This window comes from Mesorhizobium sp. CNPSo 4689, assembly GCF_057784325.1.
The window spans coordinates 1-16,953 of record NZ_JBWLUZ010000031.1 but is presented as its reverse complement, the minus strand read 5'-3'; the positions used below and the strand labels follow the sequence as shown (position 1 = coordinate 16,953).

General features: G+C 63.9%; 18 protein-coding genes and 1 pseudogene. 13 read left to right on the top strand and 6 right to left on the bottom strand.

Annotated features, from left to right (window positions below; translation table 11 throughout):
• Nucleotide 1: 1 nt before the first annotated feature.
• From AC04SI_RS26880 to AC04SI_RS26850, 7 genes and pseudogenes are all read left to right on the top strand, one after another.
• Entirely contained in the window at nucleotides 2–829 is an 828-nt protein-coding gene (locus tag AC04SI_RS26880) for an ABC transporter permease (RefSeq protein ID WP_404279655.1), read from the top strand.
• A 1-nt stretch (nucleotide 830) separates the two neighbouring features.
• A complete protein-coding gene (locus AC04SI_RS26875; RefSeq protein ID WP_040584280.1) occupies nucleotides 831–1,634 on the top strand; it encodes an ABC transporter ATP-binding protein in 804 nt (267 codons plus the stop codon).
• 9 nt (nucleotides 1,635–1,643) lie between these two features.
• Nucleotides 1,644–2,396, top strand: coding sequence for an ABC transporter permease (locus tag AC04SI_RS26870; protein WP_488475229.1), 753 nt, complete (start codon nucleotides 1,644–1,646; stop codon nucleotides 2,394–2,396).
• Complete coding sequence (locus AC04SI_RS26865) at nucleotides 2,396–3,094, top strand: fumarylacetoacetate hydrolase family protein (RefSeq protein ID WP_404279660.1); 699 nt, start codon at nucleotides 2,396–2,398, stop codon at nucleotides 3,092–3,094. The genes AC04SI_RS26870 and AC04SI_RS26865 overlap by 1 nt, the downstream gene beginning before the upstream one ends.
• Entirely contained in the window at nucleotides 3,087–4,607 is a 1,521-nt protein-coding gene (locus AC04SI_RS26860) for an acyl--CoA ligase (protein WP_404279662.1), read from the top strand. Before AC04SI_RS26865 ends, AC04SI_RS26860 begins: the two co-directional genes overlap by 8 nt.
• A complete protein-coding gene (locus AC04SI_RS26855; RefSeq protein ID WP_404279664.1) occupies nucleotides 4,607–5,590 on the top strand; it encodes a 2-dehydropantoate 2-reductase in 984 nt (327 codons plus the stop codon). The genes AC04SI_RS26860 and AC04SI_RS26855 overlap by 1 nt, the downstream gene beginning before the upstream one ends.
• A gap of 250 nt (nucleotides 5,591–5,840) precedes the next feature.
• Nucleotides 5,841–6,128: pseudogene (locus AC04SI_RS26850) on the top strand (SnoaL-like domain-containing protein); the annotation flags it as partial.
• 96 nt (nucleotides 6,129–6,224) lie between these two features.
• Here the strand turns inward: AC04SI_RS26850 and AC04SI_RS26845 are convergent.
• Entirely contained in the window at nucleotides 6,225–6,704 is a 480-nt protein-coding gene (locus AC04SI_RS26845; RefSeq protein WP_404279666.1) for an SRPBCC family protein, read from the bottom strand.
• Nucleotides 6,701–7,054, bottom strand: coding sequence for an ArsR/SmtB family transcription factor (locus tag AC04SI_RS26840; protein ID WP_404279669.1), 354 nt, complete (start codon nucleotides 7,052–7,054; stop codon nucleotides 6,701–6,703). Before AC04SI_RS26840 ends, AC04SI_RS26845 begins: the two co-directional genes overlap by 4 nt.
• Before the next feature lie 176 nt (nucleotides 7,055–7,230).
• Here AC04SI_RS26840 and AC04SI_RS26835 point away from each other — a divergent pair, with 176 nt between their 5' ends.
• Nucleotides 7,231–7,578, top strand: coding sequence for an ArsC family reductase (locus tag AC04SI_RS26835; RefSeq protein ID WP_404279671.1), 348 nt, complete (start codon nucleotides 7,231–7,233; stop codon nucleotides 7,576–7,578).
• Nucleotides 7,579–7,608: 30 nt separating this feature from the next.
• On the opposite strand, the gene AC04SI_RS26830 is transcribed toward AC04SI_RS26835, so the two are convergent.
• The 3 genes from AC04SI_RS26830 to AC04SI_RS26820 form a co-directional block, all read right to left on the bottom strand.
• On the bottom strand, nucleotides 7,609–7,971 hold the full coding sequence (locus tag AC04SI_RS26830; RefSeq protein WP_404279673.1) for a DUF488 domain-containing protein: 363 nt from the start codon (nucleotides 7,969–7,971) through the stop codon (nucleotides 7,609–7,611).
• A gap of 22 nt (nucleotides 7,972–7,993) precedes the next feature.
• Complete coding sequence (locus AC04SI_RS26825; RefSeq protein WP_404279675.1) at nucleotides 7,994–9,250, bottom strand: aminopeptidase; 1,257 nt, start codon at nucleotides 9,248–9,250, stop codon at nucleotides 7,994–7,996.
• Between the two features lie 83 nt (nucleotides 9,251–9,333).
• Nucleotides 9,334–10,248 carry a LysR substrate-binding domain-containing protein gene (locus AC04SI_RS26820; RefSeq protein WP_404279677.1) on the bottom strand — a complete coding sequence of 305 codons (915 nt, stop codon included), beginning with the start codon at nucleotides 10,246–10,248 and terminating at the stop codon, nucleotides 9,334–9,336.
• 98 nt (nucleotides 10,249–10,346) lie between these two features.
• Here AC04SI_RS26820 and AC04SI_RS26815 point away from each other — a divergent pair, with 98 nt between their 5' ends.
• The 3 genes from AC04SI_RS26815 to sbmA all read left to right on the top strand — a co-directional run bounded on the left by AC04SI_RS26815 (nucleotide 10,347) and on the right by sbmA (nucleotide 13,376).
• On the top strand, nucleotides 10,347–10,550 hold the full coding sequence (locus tag AC04SI_RS26815; RefSeq protein ID WP_404279679.1) for a hypothetical protein: 204 nt from the start codon (nucleotides 10,347–10,349) through the stop codon (nucleotides 10,548–10,550).
• A 287-nt stretch (nucleotides 10,551–10,837) separates the two neighbouring features.
• Nucleotides 10,838–11,995 carry a YbfB/YjiJ family MFS transporter gene (locus tag AC04SI_RS26810; protein WP_404279681.1) on the top strand — a complete coding sequence of 386 codons (1,158 nt, stop codon included), beginning with the start codon at nucleotides 10,838–10,840 and terminating at the stop codon, nucleotides 11,993–11,995.
• A 121-nt stretch (nucleotides 11,996–12,116) separates the two neighbouring features.
• The gene (gene sbmA / locus AC04SI_RS26805) at nucleotides 12,117–13,376 is read left to right on the top strand and encodes a peptide antibiotic transporter SbmA (protein WP_404279683.1); all 1,260 of its coding nucleotides are present in this window, start codon (nucleotides 12,117–12,119) and stop codon (nucleotides 13,374–13,376) included.
• Between the two features lie 31 nt (nucleotides 13,377–13,407).
• On the opposite strand, the gene AC04SI_RS26800 is transcribed toward sbmA, so the two are convergent.
• Complete coding sequence (locus tag AC04SI_RS26800; RefSeq protein ID WP_488475228.1) at nucleotides 13,408–14,415, bottom strand: polysaccharide deacetylase family protein; 1,008 nt, start codon at nucleotides 14,413–14,415, stop codon at nucleotides 13,408–13,410.
• Nucleotides 14,416–14,617: 202 nt separating this feature from the next.
• Between AC04SI_RS26800 and AC04SI_RS26795 the strand changes: the two genes are divergently transcribed.
• Together AC04SI_RS26795 and der are read left to right on the top strand one after the other, a co-directional pair.
• Nucleotides 14,618–15,283 carry a tetratricopeptide repeat protein gene (locus AC04SI_RS26795; RefSeq protein WP_040584283.1) on the top strand — a complete coding sequence of 222 codons (666 nt, stop codon included), beginning with the start codon at nucleotides 14,618–14,620 and terminating at the stop codon, nucleotides 15,281–15,283.
• A 6-nt stretch (nucleotides 15,284–15,289) separates the two neighbouring features.
• A complete protein-coding gene (gene der, locus AC04SI_RS26790) occupies nucleotides 15,290–16,717 on the top strand; it encodes a ribosome biogenesis GTPase Der (RefSeq protein ID WP_404279687.1) in 1,428 nt (475 codons plus the stop codon).
• Nucleotides 16,718–16,953: the final 236 nt, after the last annotated feature.

Below are 16,953 nucleotides of genomic sequence, written 5' to 3'. Positions count from 1 at the left end.
GATGGCGACCGGCATCAGGACGGAGAGCGAGGCCGTCGGCCTCGCGACCCGTTCGACACGCGGCGAAGTGGGTGGATGGCGGGACCAGCCAGTTCTCTTGAGGCTGGTCTCGATCGCCCTTTTTGCGGGCATCTGGGAAATCGCCGGCCGCATACCGGTGAGCTTTGCGTTTCCAACCTTCTCGGCCACTTTCACCGCATTCATCGGGCTGATCGCCGACGGCAGCCTGCCGTTGGCGTATGTCTCGACGCTGCAACCCTTGCTGCTCGGTATACTGCTGTCGGCTTTCCTCGGCGTCGGCCTCGGAACGCTGTGCGGCCTGTGGCGCACCGGTGAATGGCTGCTGATCCCGGTGTTTATCGTGCTCCAGGCCGCGCCCGTCGCCGCCTTCATCCCGATGGTGACTTTCGTCTACGGCATCGGCATGACCGCCAAGACGCTTGCTGTGATGATACTGGCTTTGCCGGTCATCGTGCTCAACACTTATAAGGCGGTGCGAAACGTCAACGAGTCGCTCGTCGTCATGTGCCGCTCGTTCCTCGGAACGCGCTGGCAAGTGGTCACACAGATCGTCCTTCCTGACGCCAGCCCGGTCATTTTCGCGGGTCTGCGCCTGGGTGTGGCGGCGGGCTTCGTCGGCGTCGTGCTGGCCGAACTGTTGATCACGCCGACCGGAATCGGCGACCTGATCACCTTTCACCGTTCGCGCGCCGACTATGCCGAAATGTATGCAACGATTGCCTCGATTATCGCGCTTTCGACCCTGACGCTGATTGTGCTGCAGTGGATCGAGGTCCGTGTTTTCAGGCCCGAGACAAGAGGAGCCTGAGATGCGCGCTGCTGTACTGCGAAAGGAACCGTCATCGATGCCCGCACCAATCGATCCGATCGTCGAGGTGAGGGGAATCTCCAAGAGCTACGGGAGCACCGAAGCTTTGCGCGGCATAGACCTCGACTTTCCGCGTGGCAAGCTGACCAGCCTGCTCGGCCCGAGCGGCTGCGGAAAGACGACGCTTCTCAAGATCATCGCCGGGCTGATCAAGGCCAATGCCGGCTCGATCGCGGTCGACGGCAAGGTGGTCACCGCGCCAGGCCCCGAGCGTGCCTTCGTGTTCCAGGATTTTGCGCTGATGCCGTGGGCAACCGCGCTCCGCAACGTCGCCTTCGGGCTCGAACTGCGCGGCAAGGCAAGAGCCGAGCGCGAGGAGATCGCACGCCACTACATTGCCGAGGTCGGGCTCGCCGGGTTCGAGGATAAATATCCACACCAGCTTTCGGGTGGCATGCGCCAGCGCGTCGGTCTGGCGCGCGCCTTGTCGGTCGATGCCGACGTGCTGCTTCTCGACGAACCGTTCTCGGCTGTTGACGAGCAGAACCGGCGGAAATTTCAGGAAGACCTGATCAGGTTGCGCAGCAACCAGAACAAGACCTTCATCTTCGTCACGCACTCGATCGAGGAGGCGGTTTATATATCCGATCGCATCGTGCTGCTGTCGCCCCGGCCGGGCAGAGTTTCGCAGATCATCGAACCCGAGATCGACCGCTCCGGCGACCCGGACCTCATCCACCGTGACAAGCACTATCTCGATACGGTCCAGGAAATCTGGCAGGGGTTGAAGCAATATGCCGAATGAGGCCCTGAGATGACCCTGTTCGGCTACCGCGTCCCGATGATGGCATCGCTGCTTGTCTGGTGCGTGCTGTGGGAGATCGTCGGCAGGCTCGACCTGGTCTTCCTGCTGCCGCCACTCAGCGAGGTTCTGAGCGCGGCTGTGGGTCTGGTGCAGACTCCGTCCTGGCAGAGCGCGACGATCACGACGCTGCGCGCCTTTTTCACCGGAATGGTCTTGTCGATCGTGATCGGCGTGCCGCTCGGCATTCTCATGGGCCGCGTGAAGATCGCCGACGACCTGCTCGGCATGTGGGTCAACATCTTTTCCAGCGCCCCGCTCTCGGCCCTGGTGCCGGTGCTGATGATCCTGTTCGGCTTCGGCGAAAGGACGATCGTCGCGGCGGTGTTCCTGTTTGCGATCTGGATCATCGTCCTTGATACCCGCGCCGGCGTGCGGCACATCTCGTCGTCTCTCATCGAGATGGCGCGATCCTATGGCGCCTCGCGACGGGCGCTGTACCTGAAAATCATCCTCTGGGCGGCGCTGCCGGAAATCCTCGCCGGCATAAGACTCGGCCTCATCCGCGGCGTGAAGGGCGTTGTGATCGGCCAGCTTCTGGTCGCCATCGTCGGCTATGGCGCACTCTTCGAGACCTTCTCGCGGAATTTCCGCATGGCCGAATTCTGGGCCCTCACCATCATCCTTTTCGCCTTCGCCCTCCTGATCGCCGAACTGATCGAGCGGGCCGAAGCCAAAGTCGAATACTACGCAGGAGCAAGATAATGAACATTCACGGCGCAGACTACGCAATCGAACCGACCACGATTCCGGCCATCCCGGTCGCTCAGTCGGACAAGCTGTTTCCGGTGCATCGGGTCTATTGCGTCGGCCGCAACTATGCGGCGCACGCCGTCGAAATGGGCCACGATCCGAACAAGGAGCCGCCTTTCTTCTTCCAGAAGAACCCCGACAACCTCAACACATCCGGAGAATTTCCCTATCCGCCGGCTTCCAGCGACGTCCACTATGAGATCGAGATGGTGGTGGCGTTGAAAAGCGGCGGCAAGGACATTCCGGTGGCCAAAGCGCTCGACTGCGTTTTCGGCTACGGCGTCGGCCTCGACATGACGCGGCGCGACCTGCAGGCCGTGGCCAAGGATCTCGGTCGGCCCTGGGAGGTCGGCAAGGCCTTCGAGGCGTCGGCGCCATGCACCCCGCTGGTTCCTGCAAGCGCGATCGGCCATCCCGCCCAAGGTGCGATCTGGCTGGACCTGAACGGGCAGCGCAAGCAGACGGGCGATCTCAACCAGATGATCTGGAAGGTGCCTGAAATGATCAGTTACCTGTCTGGCCTGTTTACGCTCATGCCCGGAGACATTATCCTTTCGGGGACGCCGTCCGGCGTCGGCGCCGTCCAGCGCGGCGACATTCTCACCGGCCATATCGACAGTGTTGGCGACATCGAGGTCAGGGTTGTCTGAAACGAATTCGATCATCGCACGGATCGCCGCAGGTACAGACGGCGCGCCGGCGATTTCAGCACCCGACCGGGCAACCCTGACGCATGGCGGGTTGCGCCGCCTGATCCGCGAGACGGCAGCGCGGCTCAACGCGCTGGGGCTCGGTCGTGGCGATCGCGTCGCCATCGTGCTGCCCAACGGGCCGGAGATGGCGACGGCCTTCGTCGCGGTGGCGGCGGCCGCTTCGACGGCACCGCTCAACCCCGCCTACCGGCCCGACGAGCTCGATTTTTATCTCTCCGACATCGGCGCCAAGGCAATCCTCGTCGCCAGGGACGAAAACGGTCCGGCGGTCGCCGTCGCCGAGCGCCTCGGTATCCGCGTGCTGCGGCTCGTTGCATTGCATCACGCGCCGGCCGGAAGCTTCAGTATCGAGGGCGAACCGGTCGGTCCGTCTGTTTTGTCCGGGCTGGCACAGGATGGCGATATCGCGCTGCTGCTGCACACGTCGGGCACCACCTCACGTCCTAAGCTGGTGCCGCTCAGCCATGCCAACCTCGCCGCCTCGGCTGCCCATATCGGCGCAACGCTCGGCCTGGCCGCCGGCGATCGCTGCCTCAACATCATGCCGCTGTTCCACATCCATGGGCTGATCGCCGCGGTGCTGTCCTCGCTCGCCGCCGGCGGCAGCGTCTTCTGCACGCCGGGCTTCAACGCTCTGCGCTTCTTCCATTGGCTCGGCGAAGCAAAGCCGAGCTGGTACACGGCAGTACCCACCATGCATCAGGCGATCCTGCCGCGCGCCGCGCGCAATGCCGATGCGCTGGCCGCGGCACCGCTCCGCTTCATCCGCTCGTCTTCGGCCTCGCTGCCGGCGCAGGTGATGGCCGAGCTCGAAGCGGCCTTCTCCTGTCCGGTGATCGAATCCTACGGCATGACCGAGGCCGCGCACCAGATGGCGTCGAACCGCCTGCCGCCTGGCCAACGCAAGCCAGGCAGCGTCGGCGCCGCCGCCGGGCCGGAGGTCGCGGTCATGGCTCCCGACGGGCGCTTGCTCGAAACCGGCGAGACCGGTGAGATCGTCATTCGCGGCCCCAATGTCACGGCCGGCTATGAGAACAACCCGGACGCCAATGCCAGCGCCTTCGCCCATGGCTGGTTCCACACCGGTGACCAGGGCGTGCTCGACGAAGACGGCTATTTGCGCGTCACCGGACGGCTGAAGGAGATCATCAACCGCGGCGGCGAAAAAATCTCGCCGCTCGAGGTCGACGGCGTGCTGATGGATCATCCGGCGGTGGCGCAGGTCGTCACCTTTGCCATGCCGCATGACAAGCTCGGCGAAGAGGTTGCCGCCGCCGTCGTGCTGCGCGAAGGGTTGAGCGCCAGCGAAGCCGACATACGCGGCTTTGCCGCGACGCGGCTCGCCGATTTCAAGGTGCCGCGCAAGGTCCTCATCCTCGACGAGATTCCCAAGGGCGCGACCGGCAAGCTGCAGCGCATCGGCCTTGCCGCCAAGCTCGGTCTCGGCTGATGCGCGTTACCGTTTTCGGCGCCGGCGCCATCGGCGGCTACCTCGCCGCCAAATTGGCCATCGCCGGCAAAGTCGATCTGTCGATCGTGGCGCGCGGCGCGCATCTCGATGCGATCAAGGCAAGTGGTCTCCGCCTGATCGAGGACGGCCATGAATCCGTTGCTCCGGTTAGGGCCGCCGCGCGGGCCGAAGAGCTCGGCGTGCAGGATTATGTCGTGCTGGCGCTGAAGGCGCATTCAGTCGGCCCCGCGCTCGATCAGATCGCGCCGCTGCTTGGGCCCGACACCGCCGTCGTCACCATGCAGAACGGCGTGCCCTGGTGGTATTTCTACAAGGCCGGCGGTGCGCTCGAAGGCACCCGTATTCAAGCCGTCGATCCCGGCGGCACTATCTGGCAGCGTCTCGGGCCGGAGCGCGTCATCGGCTCCGTCGTCTATCCCGCCGCCGAGGTCGATGCGCCCGGCCTGATCCGCCATGTCGAGGGCACGCGCTTCTCGCTCGGCGAGCCATCAGGCGAGAAGAGCGGGCGGGTCACGCGGCTCGCCAGGGAGTTGGTCGCGGCGGGCTTGCAGGCGCCGGTTCGTGACGATATCCGCGGCGAGACCTGGGTCAAGCTCTGGGGCAATCTTTCCTTCAATCCGGTCTCGGCGCTGACCGGTAGCACGCTCGTGGCCATCGTCGCCGACGACGCGACCCGCGCGCTGGCCCGCGCCATGATGCTGGAAGCGCAGGCGATCGGCGAAAGCCTCGGCGTACGCTTTCCCGTCGCGGTCGACCGGCGCATCAAGGGCGCCGGCGATGTCGGCGAGCACAAGACCTCGATGCTTCAGGACCTGGAGCGCGGCCGTCCAATGGAGATCGACGCGCTGGTCACGGCGGTGCAGGAACTGGGTCGGCTGACCGGCCAACCAACGCCCACCATAGACAGCGTGCTGGCGCTGGTGCGGCGCCTCGCCATCGAACGCGGCTGCTATCAGGTATAGGGGAGCGGGTTGCTCCAAACCGGATCGCACGCGGGCAAGACGATGCCTTGGCCGCCCTTTGAGCATCACAAGTCGCTGCAGACATTGCTCCATCCTGACACGAGTTGTCAGCTACCGAACGGGTCGACGGTGGCAGGCCAGCAAGCGGTTCCCTACTTGGAAAGCGTCTGAACAGGAGGAACACATGACCATTACGGAAATTGCCAAGGATTTCACGTAGCTCCTCAAGCAAGGCAACAACGAAGCCGCTGCAGAGAAGTATAATGCCGACAACGTCGTTAGCTACGAAGCCATGGACGGGCCGATGGCCGTCTGCGAAGGCAAGGACACGGTCAAGCAGAAGGGCCAGTGGTGGCAAGAGAACAACGAAGTCCATGGCGGCTCGGTCGAAGGCCCCTATGTCAACGGCGACCAGTTCGCGGTCCGCTTCAAGTTTGACATAACGCCCAAGGCTACCGGTGAGCGCGTCACCATGGATGAGGTTGGCCTGTACACGGTCAAGAACGGCAAAATCACCGAAGAGCGCTTCTACTATTGAGGCCGGAAACACCACCGGCTTGCTGGTGGCTGCCCGCTTCGCTGCGTGATTCAAAATATGGCGGCCAGGGCGGTGCCCCGGCCGCCTATGACAATCTCAGATCGTCTTCGTATAGTCCGCAAGCTGGTCGAGCACCGTGCCCCAGCCATCGTAAAAACCCATCTCTTCATGGTTCTTGCGCGTCGCCTCGTCGCGGTGGATGGCGGTCGCGGTGTAGCGTGTCGCCTTGCCTTCCGGCTGAAACGATATCACCGCGGTGATGAAAGGCTCGCCCGACGGCCGGAAGCCGGGCAGCAGCGCGTCGGTCCAGACGAGCCGCTCGTTCGGCACGATCTCGAGATAGCAGCAATGGCGGTCGTTGACTTGCTTGCCATCCGGCGACTGCATGCGCGTCCGGAACAACCCGCCGGGCCGAAGGTCGATCTCGCAGTCCGTGATGATCCATGGCTTCGGCGTGAACCATTGCTTGACGTGCTCCGGCGTCGTCCAGGCGCGCCACAGCAATTCGCGCGGCGCATCGACGACGCGCTCCAGCATGAGGTCCAGTCTGGGGTCCGGCTTGAACGGATAGCTCATTTTTCTGTCTCCTTGAGGGTCATGACATAGGCGTCGAACTGGTCGAGGCGGCGCTCCCAAAGAGCGCGCTGCTCGGATAGCCAGTTTTCAGCCAGCTTCAGCGGTTCGGGCGAAAGCCGGTAGGTCCGAACGCGGCCGGCCTTTTCCGATTGCACCAGCCCGCAACCTTCCAGCACCTTGAGGTGCTCGATGAAGGAGGGCAGGGCCATGTCGAAGGGCTCGGCAAGCTCGCTGACCGAAGCCGGGCTCCGGTTCAGCCGCTCCACCACAAGACGCCGCGTCGGATCGGCAAGGGCGCGGAAAATGCCGTCGATTGGTGGCGGGTTGGGAGTTGCCGTCTGTAGGCTCATACGTTTTCCTTCTTGCGGATCGCGCATCACTACGGGCGCCTCGCAAATTACTTAGGAAAATTCCTTAGTATTGGCAAGACCGAAATTCGAAGGCGCCGACAAAGCCGTTGGCAAAGCGGGCAGGGCGGGCCTAGCCTGCCGTCAGATTCGCAAATCCATCGTTCCGAGGTTCTGTCTTGACGATCACCATGTACGGCATCATCAACTGCGACACGATCAAGAAGGCGCGCGTCTGGCTGGAGAGCCGGGATATCGCCTACCGGTTTCACGATTATAGGGTGGAAGGGCTGGACGCCGGGCGGCTGGATGGCTGGGTGGGTAAAGTCGGCTGGGAGGTATTGCTCAACAAGGCGAGCACGACGTTCCGCGAACTGTCTGACAAGGAGAAAGGATCGCTCGATGCGAAGAAGGCCAGGGCGCTGATGCTGGCGAAACCGACGATGATCAAGCGCCCTGTGCTGGAGGTTGGCGACCGCATCCTGGTTGGGTTCAAGCCGGATGTTTATCAGGCGGCAGTGGGGTAAGGTGCCCTAGGCCCGCTCTGGATCCTCGGGTCAAGCCCGAGGATGACGAAGTAGGTACCCCGCCAGCGCCACCGCATTGTTGTGCGCCTCGTCATGCGCGCCGTAGAGTAGCGTCACCTTGCCTTCACGAAGCAGGCCGCGCAGTTCCGCCACCGCCTCATCATTCCGGCCAAGCTCGGCCCCATACCGCTTCTGGAACTCCGCCCAGCGCTCGGGCTCATGTCCGAACCATTTGCGCAACTCTTCACTCGGCGCAATGTCCTTCAGCCATAGCGTCAGCGCCGCGTCCTTCTTGGCAACCCCGCGTGGCCAGACGCGGTCGACAAGTACCCGCTGTCCGTCGCCCGCCTCAGCCGGCTCATAGATGCGCTTGACCGTTATCTCGAAGGCCATCGCAACCTCCGCGCGGACCCTCTCAGGCCCATTCGCCCTTGCGCATGACTGGCACGCGGCTGTCGTCCTTGCCGACGCCGTCTATGTCGATCTTGTCCGAGCCGATCATCCAGTCGATATGGATGAAACTCTTGTTGCCGCCGCGCTGGGCGATCTCGTCCTGGCTGAGCGAGGCGCCGCCGACGAAGCATTTTGAATAGCACTGTCCGAGCGCGATGTGGCAGGCGGCGTTCTCGTCGAACAGCGTGTTGAAGAACAGCAGGCCGCTGGCCGAGATCGGCGAGGAATGCGGCACCAGCGCCACTTCGCCGAGCCGGCGCGCGCCCTCGTCGGTGTCGAGCACCTTCTTCAGCACATCCTCGCCCTTCGAGGCCTTGGCCTCGACGATCCGGCCCTCCTCGAAGCGCACCGAGATCTCGTCGACCAGCGTGCCCTGGTAGGACAGCGGCTTGGTCGAGGAGACATGGCCCGAGACGCGCCGTGCATGCGGCGTGGTGAACACCTCTTCGGTCGGGATGTTCGGGTTGCAGGTGACGCCGTTCTTGGCGGTCGAGGCGCCGCCCATCCATTCATGGCCGTCGGCCAGGCCGACGGTGAGGTCCGTGCCCGGCCCGGTGAAATGCAGCGCATGGAAATTATGGCCGTTCAGCCATTCGGTGCGGCTGCGGAGCGCCGCATTGTGTGCCGTCCAGTTGCCGATCGGATCTTCCACGTCGACGCGCGAGGCGGCGAAGATGGCATCGGCGAGCTTTGCCACCGCGACGTCGTCGGCGTCATCGGGGAACACCTGCTTGGCCCAGGCGAGGTCCGGATAGGCGACGATGTTCCAGTTGATGTCGAAGCCGGTGATTTTCTCCAGCGCCGGCTGATAGGCCATCGAATTCGCCTTGTTGGCCCGCGCCACCTTCGAAGGATCCTGCGCCGACAGCAGCGACGGGTCCTCGCCGCGCACGGCAAGCCGTGCGGCATTGCCGGCGAAGGCCTTGGCCATGCCCTCATAGAGCCACCCGGCGGCGCGGTCGAAGCCGTCGTCGGCGCCGTAGCGGAAGCGTGCCAGCGTGATCTCGTCATCGTTGAAGATCGGCGTCACCAGGCCGGCGCCGGCCTTGTAGGCGTGCTCGACGATCCGCCGCGTCAAGGGCAGGGCGGCGATCGACGAGGTCAGCACCAGATCCTGTCCCGGCTGCAATTGCAGCCCGACCTTGATGGCGACCTCGGCCAGCCTGTCGAGCTTCACCGGGTCGATCGTTGCGGAAACGCCGCGCGAATGTGTGGTCATGATCCTGCCTGCCGTGATGTGGGGTCTGGTCCATACATAGACCGGCGCGGCCATCCTTTCCACCGCATTGCGGTGGACCAGGCTCAGGCGGCGCTGTCGAGCGTCCGGAACTGCGCCATCGTCGCGTCGATCTCTTCGCGGATCCAGGCCTTGAAATCGCGCACCTTGCGGCTTTCGGCCTTGGTCGCCGAGGTCACCATCCAATAGCCCAGGCCGCTCTCGGCGCGCACGCCGAAGGGCGCCACCAGCCGGCCGTCGGTGAGGGCGTCGGCCGTCAGCAATTGCCAGGCCAGCATAACGCCATGGCCGGCGATCGCCGATTCCAGGCAAAGCATCGGGTCGGTGAAGCGCGCGCCCTTGAGGAAGGTGACCGGCTCGACGCCCGCCGCTTCGAACCAGCTGTCCCAGCTGATCATCGACCGCTCGTCGGTGATGGCGCAGGTCTGCGCCAGATCCTCGATCGACCTGAGCTTGGCTGCGATCGACGGCGCGCAGACCGGGAAGACCTCCTGCGCCAGCAGCAGTTCCGCGCGCACGCCCGGCCATTTGCCGTCACCCATCCGGATGCCGATGTCGATGTCGGAATGGTCGAGATCGGCGATCCGACCCGAAGCGTCGATGCGCAGCAGCACGTTCGGATGCCGGGCGAAATGCCTGGACAGTCTCGGCAGCAGCCATTTCGAGGCGAAGGCTGGCGCGACCGAAACCACCAGCGTGCATTCGCTCGCCTCGCCTGCCAGCGCCACAGCCTGCGCAAGCTCTCGGAAACCGGCGCTGAGACGCGCCGTGAAGACGACACCGAACTCCGTCGGAACCAGCCCGCCCGGCGTCCGTTCGAACAGCGTCTGGCCGAGCTGCTGTTCGGTGCGCTTGATCTGTTGGCTGACGGCGCTGACGGAAACGCCGAGCTCGGAAGCCGCTGCGGCGAGCGATCCCAGCCGGGCGACGGTTTCCACGGCGCGCAGGCCGTTCAGATGGACGCGGTTCAGCATAGCCATGAAGTTTTTCTAAACTGATATGGCCGAAATCTCAATTGAAATACCGGGTAGAAAGGCCGATTTTATGGGAGGAAAGCCAGACCTTGGAGGCAACGACGATGAAGATTTTATCATTCCTGAAAGTCTTGTCCGTCTCCGGAGCAGGGCAAGACCCGCGCCATGACGAGATCGCCCGCTGGGTTATCGATCCGCTCTCGCACCCGGTGCTCGACACCATGTCGGAGCGTGAACTGGGCGACGTGCCGTTCCGCCTGACGGCGCGGCGCACCGCCTACGAGACGGTGACGGCAGGCTGCGGCTAAGATCGCATGATGTCGGCGCCGCCCCTCATCTCCCTGCCGGGCACTTCTCCCCGTATAGTGCCGGGGAGAAGGACGCTGTCATCGATGGTTTCGCCAATCGCCGGCGTTGGAGAAAATCGAGCCGAGGTTGCAGCCAGACCCTTCTCCCCGTCACTATACGGAGAGAAGGTGCCGGCAGGCGGATGAGGGGCAGCGCGACGGCGAAAACCGCCCGCGACGGAGCACGGCCGCGCTGGCCCAACACAAGCGGATTGTCTCATCCGCGCATGCACCTATTGTGCGCTGCAATGAAAACCGCTTCGCCCTTGCGCCTCGCCATCGCCGGCATGCTGGCGCTCGCTGTCGCCATGGGAATCGGCCGTTTCGTCTACACGCCGATCCTGCCCGGCATGATGGAGGAGCTTGGCCTGACGCCGGCCGACGCCGGCTGGATCGCGTCCGCCAACTATCTCGGCTATCTCGTCGGCGCGATGGCCGCGGCCGGCGGCTGGGCGCATGGGCGCGAGCGCCTGCTGATGTTCTCCGGCCTTGCCGCCAGCGCACTGCTTGCCGCTCTGATGGGGCTTACGGATACGATGGCGGCCTTTCTCGTCATCCGCTTTCTTGCCGGTCTGGCCAGCGCCTTCGTCATGGTGTTCATGTCGAGCATCGTCTTCAGCCATCTCATTCGGGCCGACCGCAACGATCTGCAGGCCCTGCATTTCGGCGGCGTCGGCCTGGGCATCGCGGCCTCCTCGGTGCTGATGGCCATTCTCGTCACCGACCATGCCGGCTGGGCGGCGGGCTGGCTGTGGTCGGCGGCGATTTCCGCTTGCGGCCTGGTGGTCGTCGCCTGGCTGGTCGGCTCCACGTCGACCGCCAACGGCGTCGCCGGCCGTGAGCCGCCGCTGCCGAAGGACGACAGGCCGCTGCTGAAGATGATCGTTGCCTATGGTCTGTTCGGCTTCGGCTATGTGGTGACGGCGACCTTCCTGGTCGCCATCGTCCGCCAGGGCGGCGGCGGGCGCGTCTTCGAGGCAGCGGTATGGATGGTCACCGGCCTTGCCGGTCTTCCTTCGCTCTGGCTCTGGCAGAAGGTTGCGGCCAGGGTCGGGCTCTATGCCGCCTACGCCCTGGCCTGCCTCGTCGAGGTGGTCGGCGTCGCCGCCAGCGTCGCGGTTGGCGGCCATACCGGGCCGCTGCTGGCCGGCGTTCTGCTCGGCGGCACCTTCATCGCGATTACCGCTCTCGGCTTGCAGACGGCAAGACAACTGGTTCCCCAGGCGCCACGCCGTATCCTGGCGATGATGACGGCCGCCTTCGGCATTGGCCAGATCATCGGCCCGATCGCCGCTGGGCTGCTCGCCCAGGCCTCCGGCAATTACGTGCTCGCTTCGATCATGGCGGCCGTCATTCTTTTGGCGTCCGGTTCGATTGCATGGTCGGCTGCGCCAAAATCGCCATGATTTGTGGGCTTGCTCGGTGCCGGGCATGGGGCACGGGCATTTTCTTTCCCCCTAATGTGTGAACTTATGCCCGCTTACAGCAACCTCGCTGATTTGCGATTCGACCGAGGAACCCGCCACAGTGTTCGTATCCTTTTTCCCGCAGCCGAAGCTCTTCTTCACCTCGGCCGCCGTCTGGAGTCTTGCCGCGATCCTGTTCTGGTTCTTCGGTGGCGAGCAAGTGGGCGCCATCCTTGGCCTGCCGCCCGCTGCCGCCGGTGCGCCGCCCATTATCGGTATCGCCGTGCTCTGGTCCAAGCCATTCCTATGGTTCTACATCTACTTCGTACTTTGCGTCGCTGCCTTCTACGCCTTCTGGGCCTGGTATTCCCCGCATCCCTGGCAGAACTGGTCGATCCTGATGACGGCCGTCATCCTGTTCTTCATCTATTTCAACGTTCAGGTCAGCGTCGCGGTCAATGCCTGGTATGGACCATTCTTCGACTACGTGCAGGGGCTGATGTCGGGCACGGGAAAGTCGACCGATAGCGAGTTCTATCTCGGATTGGCCGATTTTTCGTGGCTGGCGCTGGTCGGCATGAATGTGCAGGTGGTCAATGCCTTCATCGTCAGCCACTGGATCTTCCGCTGGCGCACGGCGATGAACAACTATTTCGTCGAGAACTGGAGCAGGCTGCGCCACATCGAAGGTGCCTCACAGCGTATCCAGGAAGATACGATGCGGTTCTCGCAGATCATGGAAGATCTGGGTTCCAGCTTCGTCCAGTCGATCATGACCTTGATCGCCTTCCTGCCGGTCATGATCCAGTTGCAGGCCCACATCACTGAGTTGCCGATTGTCGGAACAGTCCCCCAGCCGCTGGTTGTCGCAGCACTTGCCTGGTGTCTGTTCGGAACGATTTCAGTGATGGTTGCGGGTATGAAGTTGCCGGGATTGCAGTTCCGCAACCAGCGCGTCGAGGCCGCCTATCGCAAGGAACTCGTCTACGGCGAGGATTATGCCGACAGAGCCCAGCCGGCGACCACCGCCGAGCTGTTCGCCAATGTTCGTCACAACTACTTCAGGCTCTATTTCCACTACATCTATTTCAATGTGGTCCGGTACACCTACTTGCAGGCCGACAACATCTTCTCCCTGCTGATCCTCGGCCCCTCGCTCGTGGCGCACAAGATTACCTTCGGAGCCCTGAACCAGATATCGAACGCATTCGGCAAGGTGACGGGGTCGCTGCAGTTCCTGCTCAGCTCGTGGTCGACCATCGTCGAGCTTCAGTCGGTGCACAAGCGCCTTCGCGCCTTCGAAGCAACGCTGGAAGGCGAGCCGCTGCCTGAAATCGATCAGCGCTATCTCGCGAGGCAGGGCGCCGAAGACCCGGCCTGATCACACTTTGGTCGGGGAAAGCGTGGGCGGCTCAGCCGCCCACCGCTGCCTGTCTGTCGCCGGCGCGTTGCCGCGAGACATAGTCGCGAAAACTGATGCATTCGACATCGGCCTTGACGCAGACTTCGCCGGCAAAGCGCTCCAGCGCGTTCCAGTAGGCGCCGTCATTCATCAGCGTGAAATGGAAGCCGAGTTCCAGCGGAATGCGCTTGCCCTGGTATTGCCTGTCGAAGGCGGCGCGGAAGGCGTCATAGGTCCGCTCAGCGAATTCCGCCACTCCGCTCGGTCGCTCGAAGCCGCCGGAATGGCGGACATAGAGATTGTAGTCCATAGCGATCACCGGTCTTGCCTTCGGGCCCTCCGGAATCTGCGGCAGTGAAAAGCGCGTGATGCCGTTGCTTGTCGGCGGCTGGGCCGGGCCCTTCGAGACGCCGCTGGCGTCGAACTGGAAGCCGGCCGCGGGAAGTGCCTCATAAAGCGCCTTGTTCGTCGACAGATAGGGCGCGCGAAAGCCGACCACCGCATGCCGCGCGAAAGCGCGCCAGCCTGATTGCTCGGGCGCAATGCCGTTGATCGAATAGGCATTCTCAAGGATGTGCTGGAAGGAACCGAATTCGCTCAGCCAGTCGGCCTTGCTCCAGCCCTTGCCGTCGAAATGGCCACAACCATGGCTGCCTATGTCGTGGCCTTCCGAAACGGCAAGCCGGATCTGCTCGAGTCGCTCGGCCACGTCCTGTTTCGAGGTGGCAAAGCCGATATTCGATTTGCCGGCGCTCTTGCCGGGCGCGGTGTATTCCGAGCGCGTTTGTGGCGAGAGCAGAAAGACGCCGGACAGAAAATAGGTGAAATGCGCGCCGGTGCGCTCAGCCATTGCCCGGCTGCGCTTCCACTGCGAAATGTCGCGGGCGCTGTCGAACGAGATGATGACGACCTGCTTCGGCTTCAGCTTCGCCGGCGTGGCGGGCGGATCGGCAAAGGCACCGCCTGCCATCGCAAGCGAGGCAAGAGACGACGCAAAAACGCGGGACAGAGGAGGCATCGGCAAAGGTCTGGGTATCCGGAAGGTCAAGGACCGGCTAGCTGCGAAATGTGGCACGGGTGCGGTCACCCGCAGAGGTGCTCTTTGCCGCGCCTCGACCTCTCTCCGCCGATTTTCCTGCCAAGCCCCTTCCATGCCGACAAAATTTCGCTAAAACGCGGGCTCAAGAAGCGCCCCGGCCGGGGCTGCAATGGTTTTGATGATGTCGGACGACAGTTTTATCCGCGAAGTCAACGAAGAGATTCGTCGCGAACAGGCGCAGGCGCTGTGGGACCGTTTCGGCCCGGCCCTGCTTGTCCTTGCCATCCTGGTGGTGCTCGGCACCGCCGCCGTCGTCGGCTACCGCTATTGGGATGAGAGCCGCGCCAACCGCTCGGGCGATGCTTTCTCGCAGGCGCTGAAGCTCGCCAATGACGGCAAGAGCGACGAGGCGCTGGCCGCACTGGATTCGCTGGAGAAGGACGGCTACGGCGCCTATCCGCTGCTCGCCCGCATGCGTGCGGCGACCGTAAAGGCCGACAAGGGCGACGTCGATGCCGCCGTCAAGGATTTCGACGACGTCGCCGCCGACACCGCCATTCCTTCGGGCATCCGCGACATGGCCCGCCTCAGGGCGGCACTCCTGCTCGTCGACCACGGCTCCTTCGCCGACGTCTCCAGCCGCGTCGAGGCGCTGACCGCAGACACCAACACGCTGCGCCACACCGCGCGCGAGGCGCTCGGTCTTGCCGCCTGGAAGGAAGGCAAGTCTCAGGACGCGCTGAAACTGTTCGACCAGATCGCCTCGGATGACGGTGCCCCGCGCAATGCGCGCCAGCGGGCGACCTTGATGTCCGAGCTGATTCGCGGGTCGGGCAGCGCGTCGTGATGCCGGATGACATTCAAAGTCGCCATCATCGGCCGGCCTAACGTCGGCAAATCGACTCTTTTCAATCGGCTGGTGGGAAGGAAGCTGGCGCTTGTCGACGACACGCCGGGCGTCACCCGCGATCGCCGCGTCCATGCGGCAAAGCTCTACGACCTGCATTTCGATGTCATCGACACTGCCGGCTTCGAGGATGCGGGCGCCTCGACGCTGCCTGGCCGCATGCGCGCGCAAACCGAGATCGCCATCCGCGAAGCCGATCTGATCTTCTTCACCATCGACGCCAAATCCGGCTTGCTGCCCGACGACAGGACCTTTGCCGAAGTGGTGCGTAAATCCGGCAAGCCGGTCGTGCTGGTCGCCAACAAGGCCGAAGCGAAGGGCGCCCAGGGCGGCATGCTGGAGGCCTGGGAGCTTGGCCTTGGCGAGCCGATCCCGGTCTCGGCCGAACACGGCCAGGGCATGCCCGATCTGCGCGACGCCGTGATCGCTGCCCTCGGCGAGGAGCGCGCCTTCGGCGAGGAAGAGGACGACGACGACGAGGTCGCCGCCAGCGAAGTGCTGATCGGCGAGGACATTGCCGATCCGGACGCCGAGCCCGCCTATGACGACACCAAGCCGATGCGCATCGCCGTCGTCGGCCGCCCGAACGCCGGCAAGTCGACGCTGATCAATGCGCTGATCGGCGAGGAGCGGCTTTTGACCGGGCCGGAAGCCGGCATCACCCGCGATTCCATCTCCGTCGACTGGGACTGGCGCGGCCGCCGCTTAAAACTATTCGACACCGCCGGCATGCGCCGCAAGGCCAGGATCCACGAAAAGCTGGAAGTGATGTCGGTGCAGGACGGCCTGCGCGCCATCCGCTTCGCCGAGATCGTCATCATCGTACTCGACGCCACCATCCCTTTCGAGAAGCAGGATCTGCAGATCGCCGACCTGATCATCCGCGAGGGCCGCGCGCCGGTGATCGCCTTCAATAAATGGGACCTGATCGACAAGCCGCAGGAGCTGCTGGCCGAACTGCGCGAGAAGACCGAGCGGCTTTTGCCGCAGGCGCGTGGCATGCAGGCGGTGACAGTCTCCGCCGAGACCGGCCGCGGCCTCGACAAATTGATGGATGCCGTCATCCGCACGCACAAGGTCTGGAATAGCCGCGTCTCGACCGGCAAGCTCAACCGCTGGCTGGAAGGCATTCTGGCGCATCACCCGCCGCCCGCCGTCGCCGGCCGCCGCCTGAAGATCAAATATGTCACCCAGGCCAAGACGCGGCCGCCGGGCTTTGTCGTCCAGTGCTCGCGGCCCGATGCGATGCCGCAATCCTATGTCCGCTATCTCTCGAACAGCCTGCGCGAAGCCTTCGACATGCCGGGCGTGCCGATCCGCATCGCCTTGCGCACCTCCGACAATCCCTTCGCCGGCAGGGCCAAGAAGCGCTGAGCGGCACGGCTCGGCGGTTTGCGGAAACGCCCATCGCTTCGTCATCCTGGGGCGAAGCAAGGAGCGAAGCGACGCGGCGCAGACCATAGGATCCTGTGTGTTCGTTCAGTGCTATGTTTGAGGTGGGAAGGAGGCCGAGAGGATCCTGGTCGTCCCTGTTGGGACAGGCCGCGGCATGGCTCGGCCCCTTCCCACCAATGAACCATCAACCTGAACAGTTGCACGGGGCTGTTACC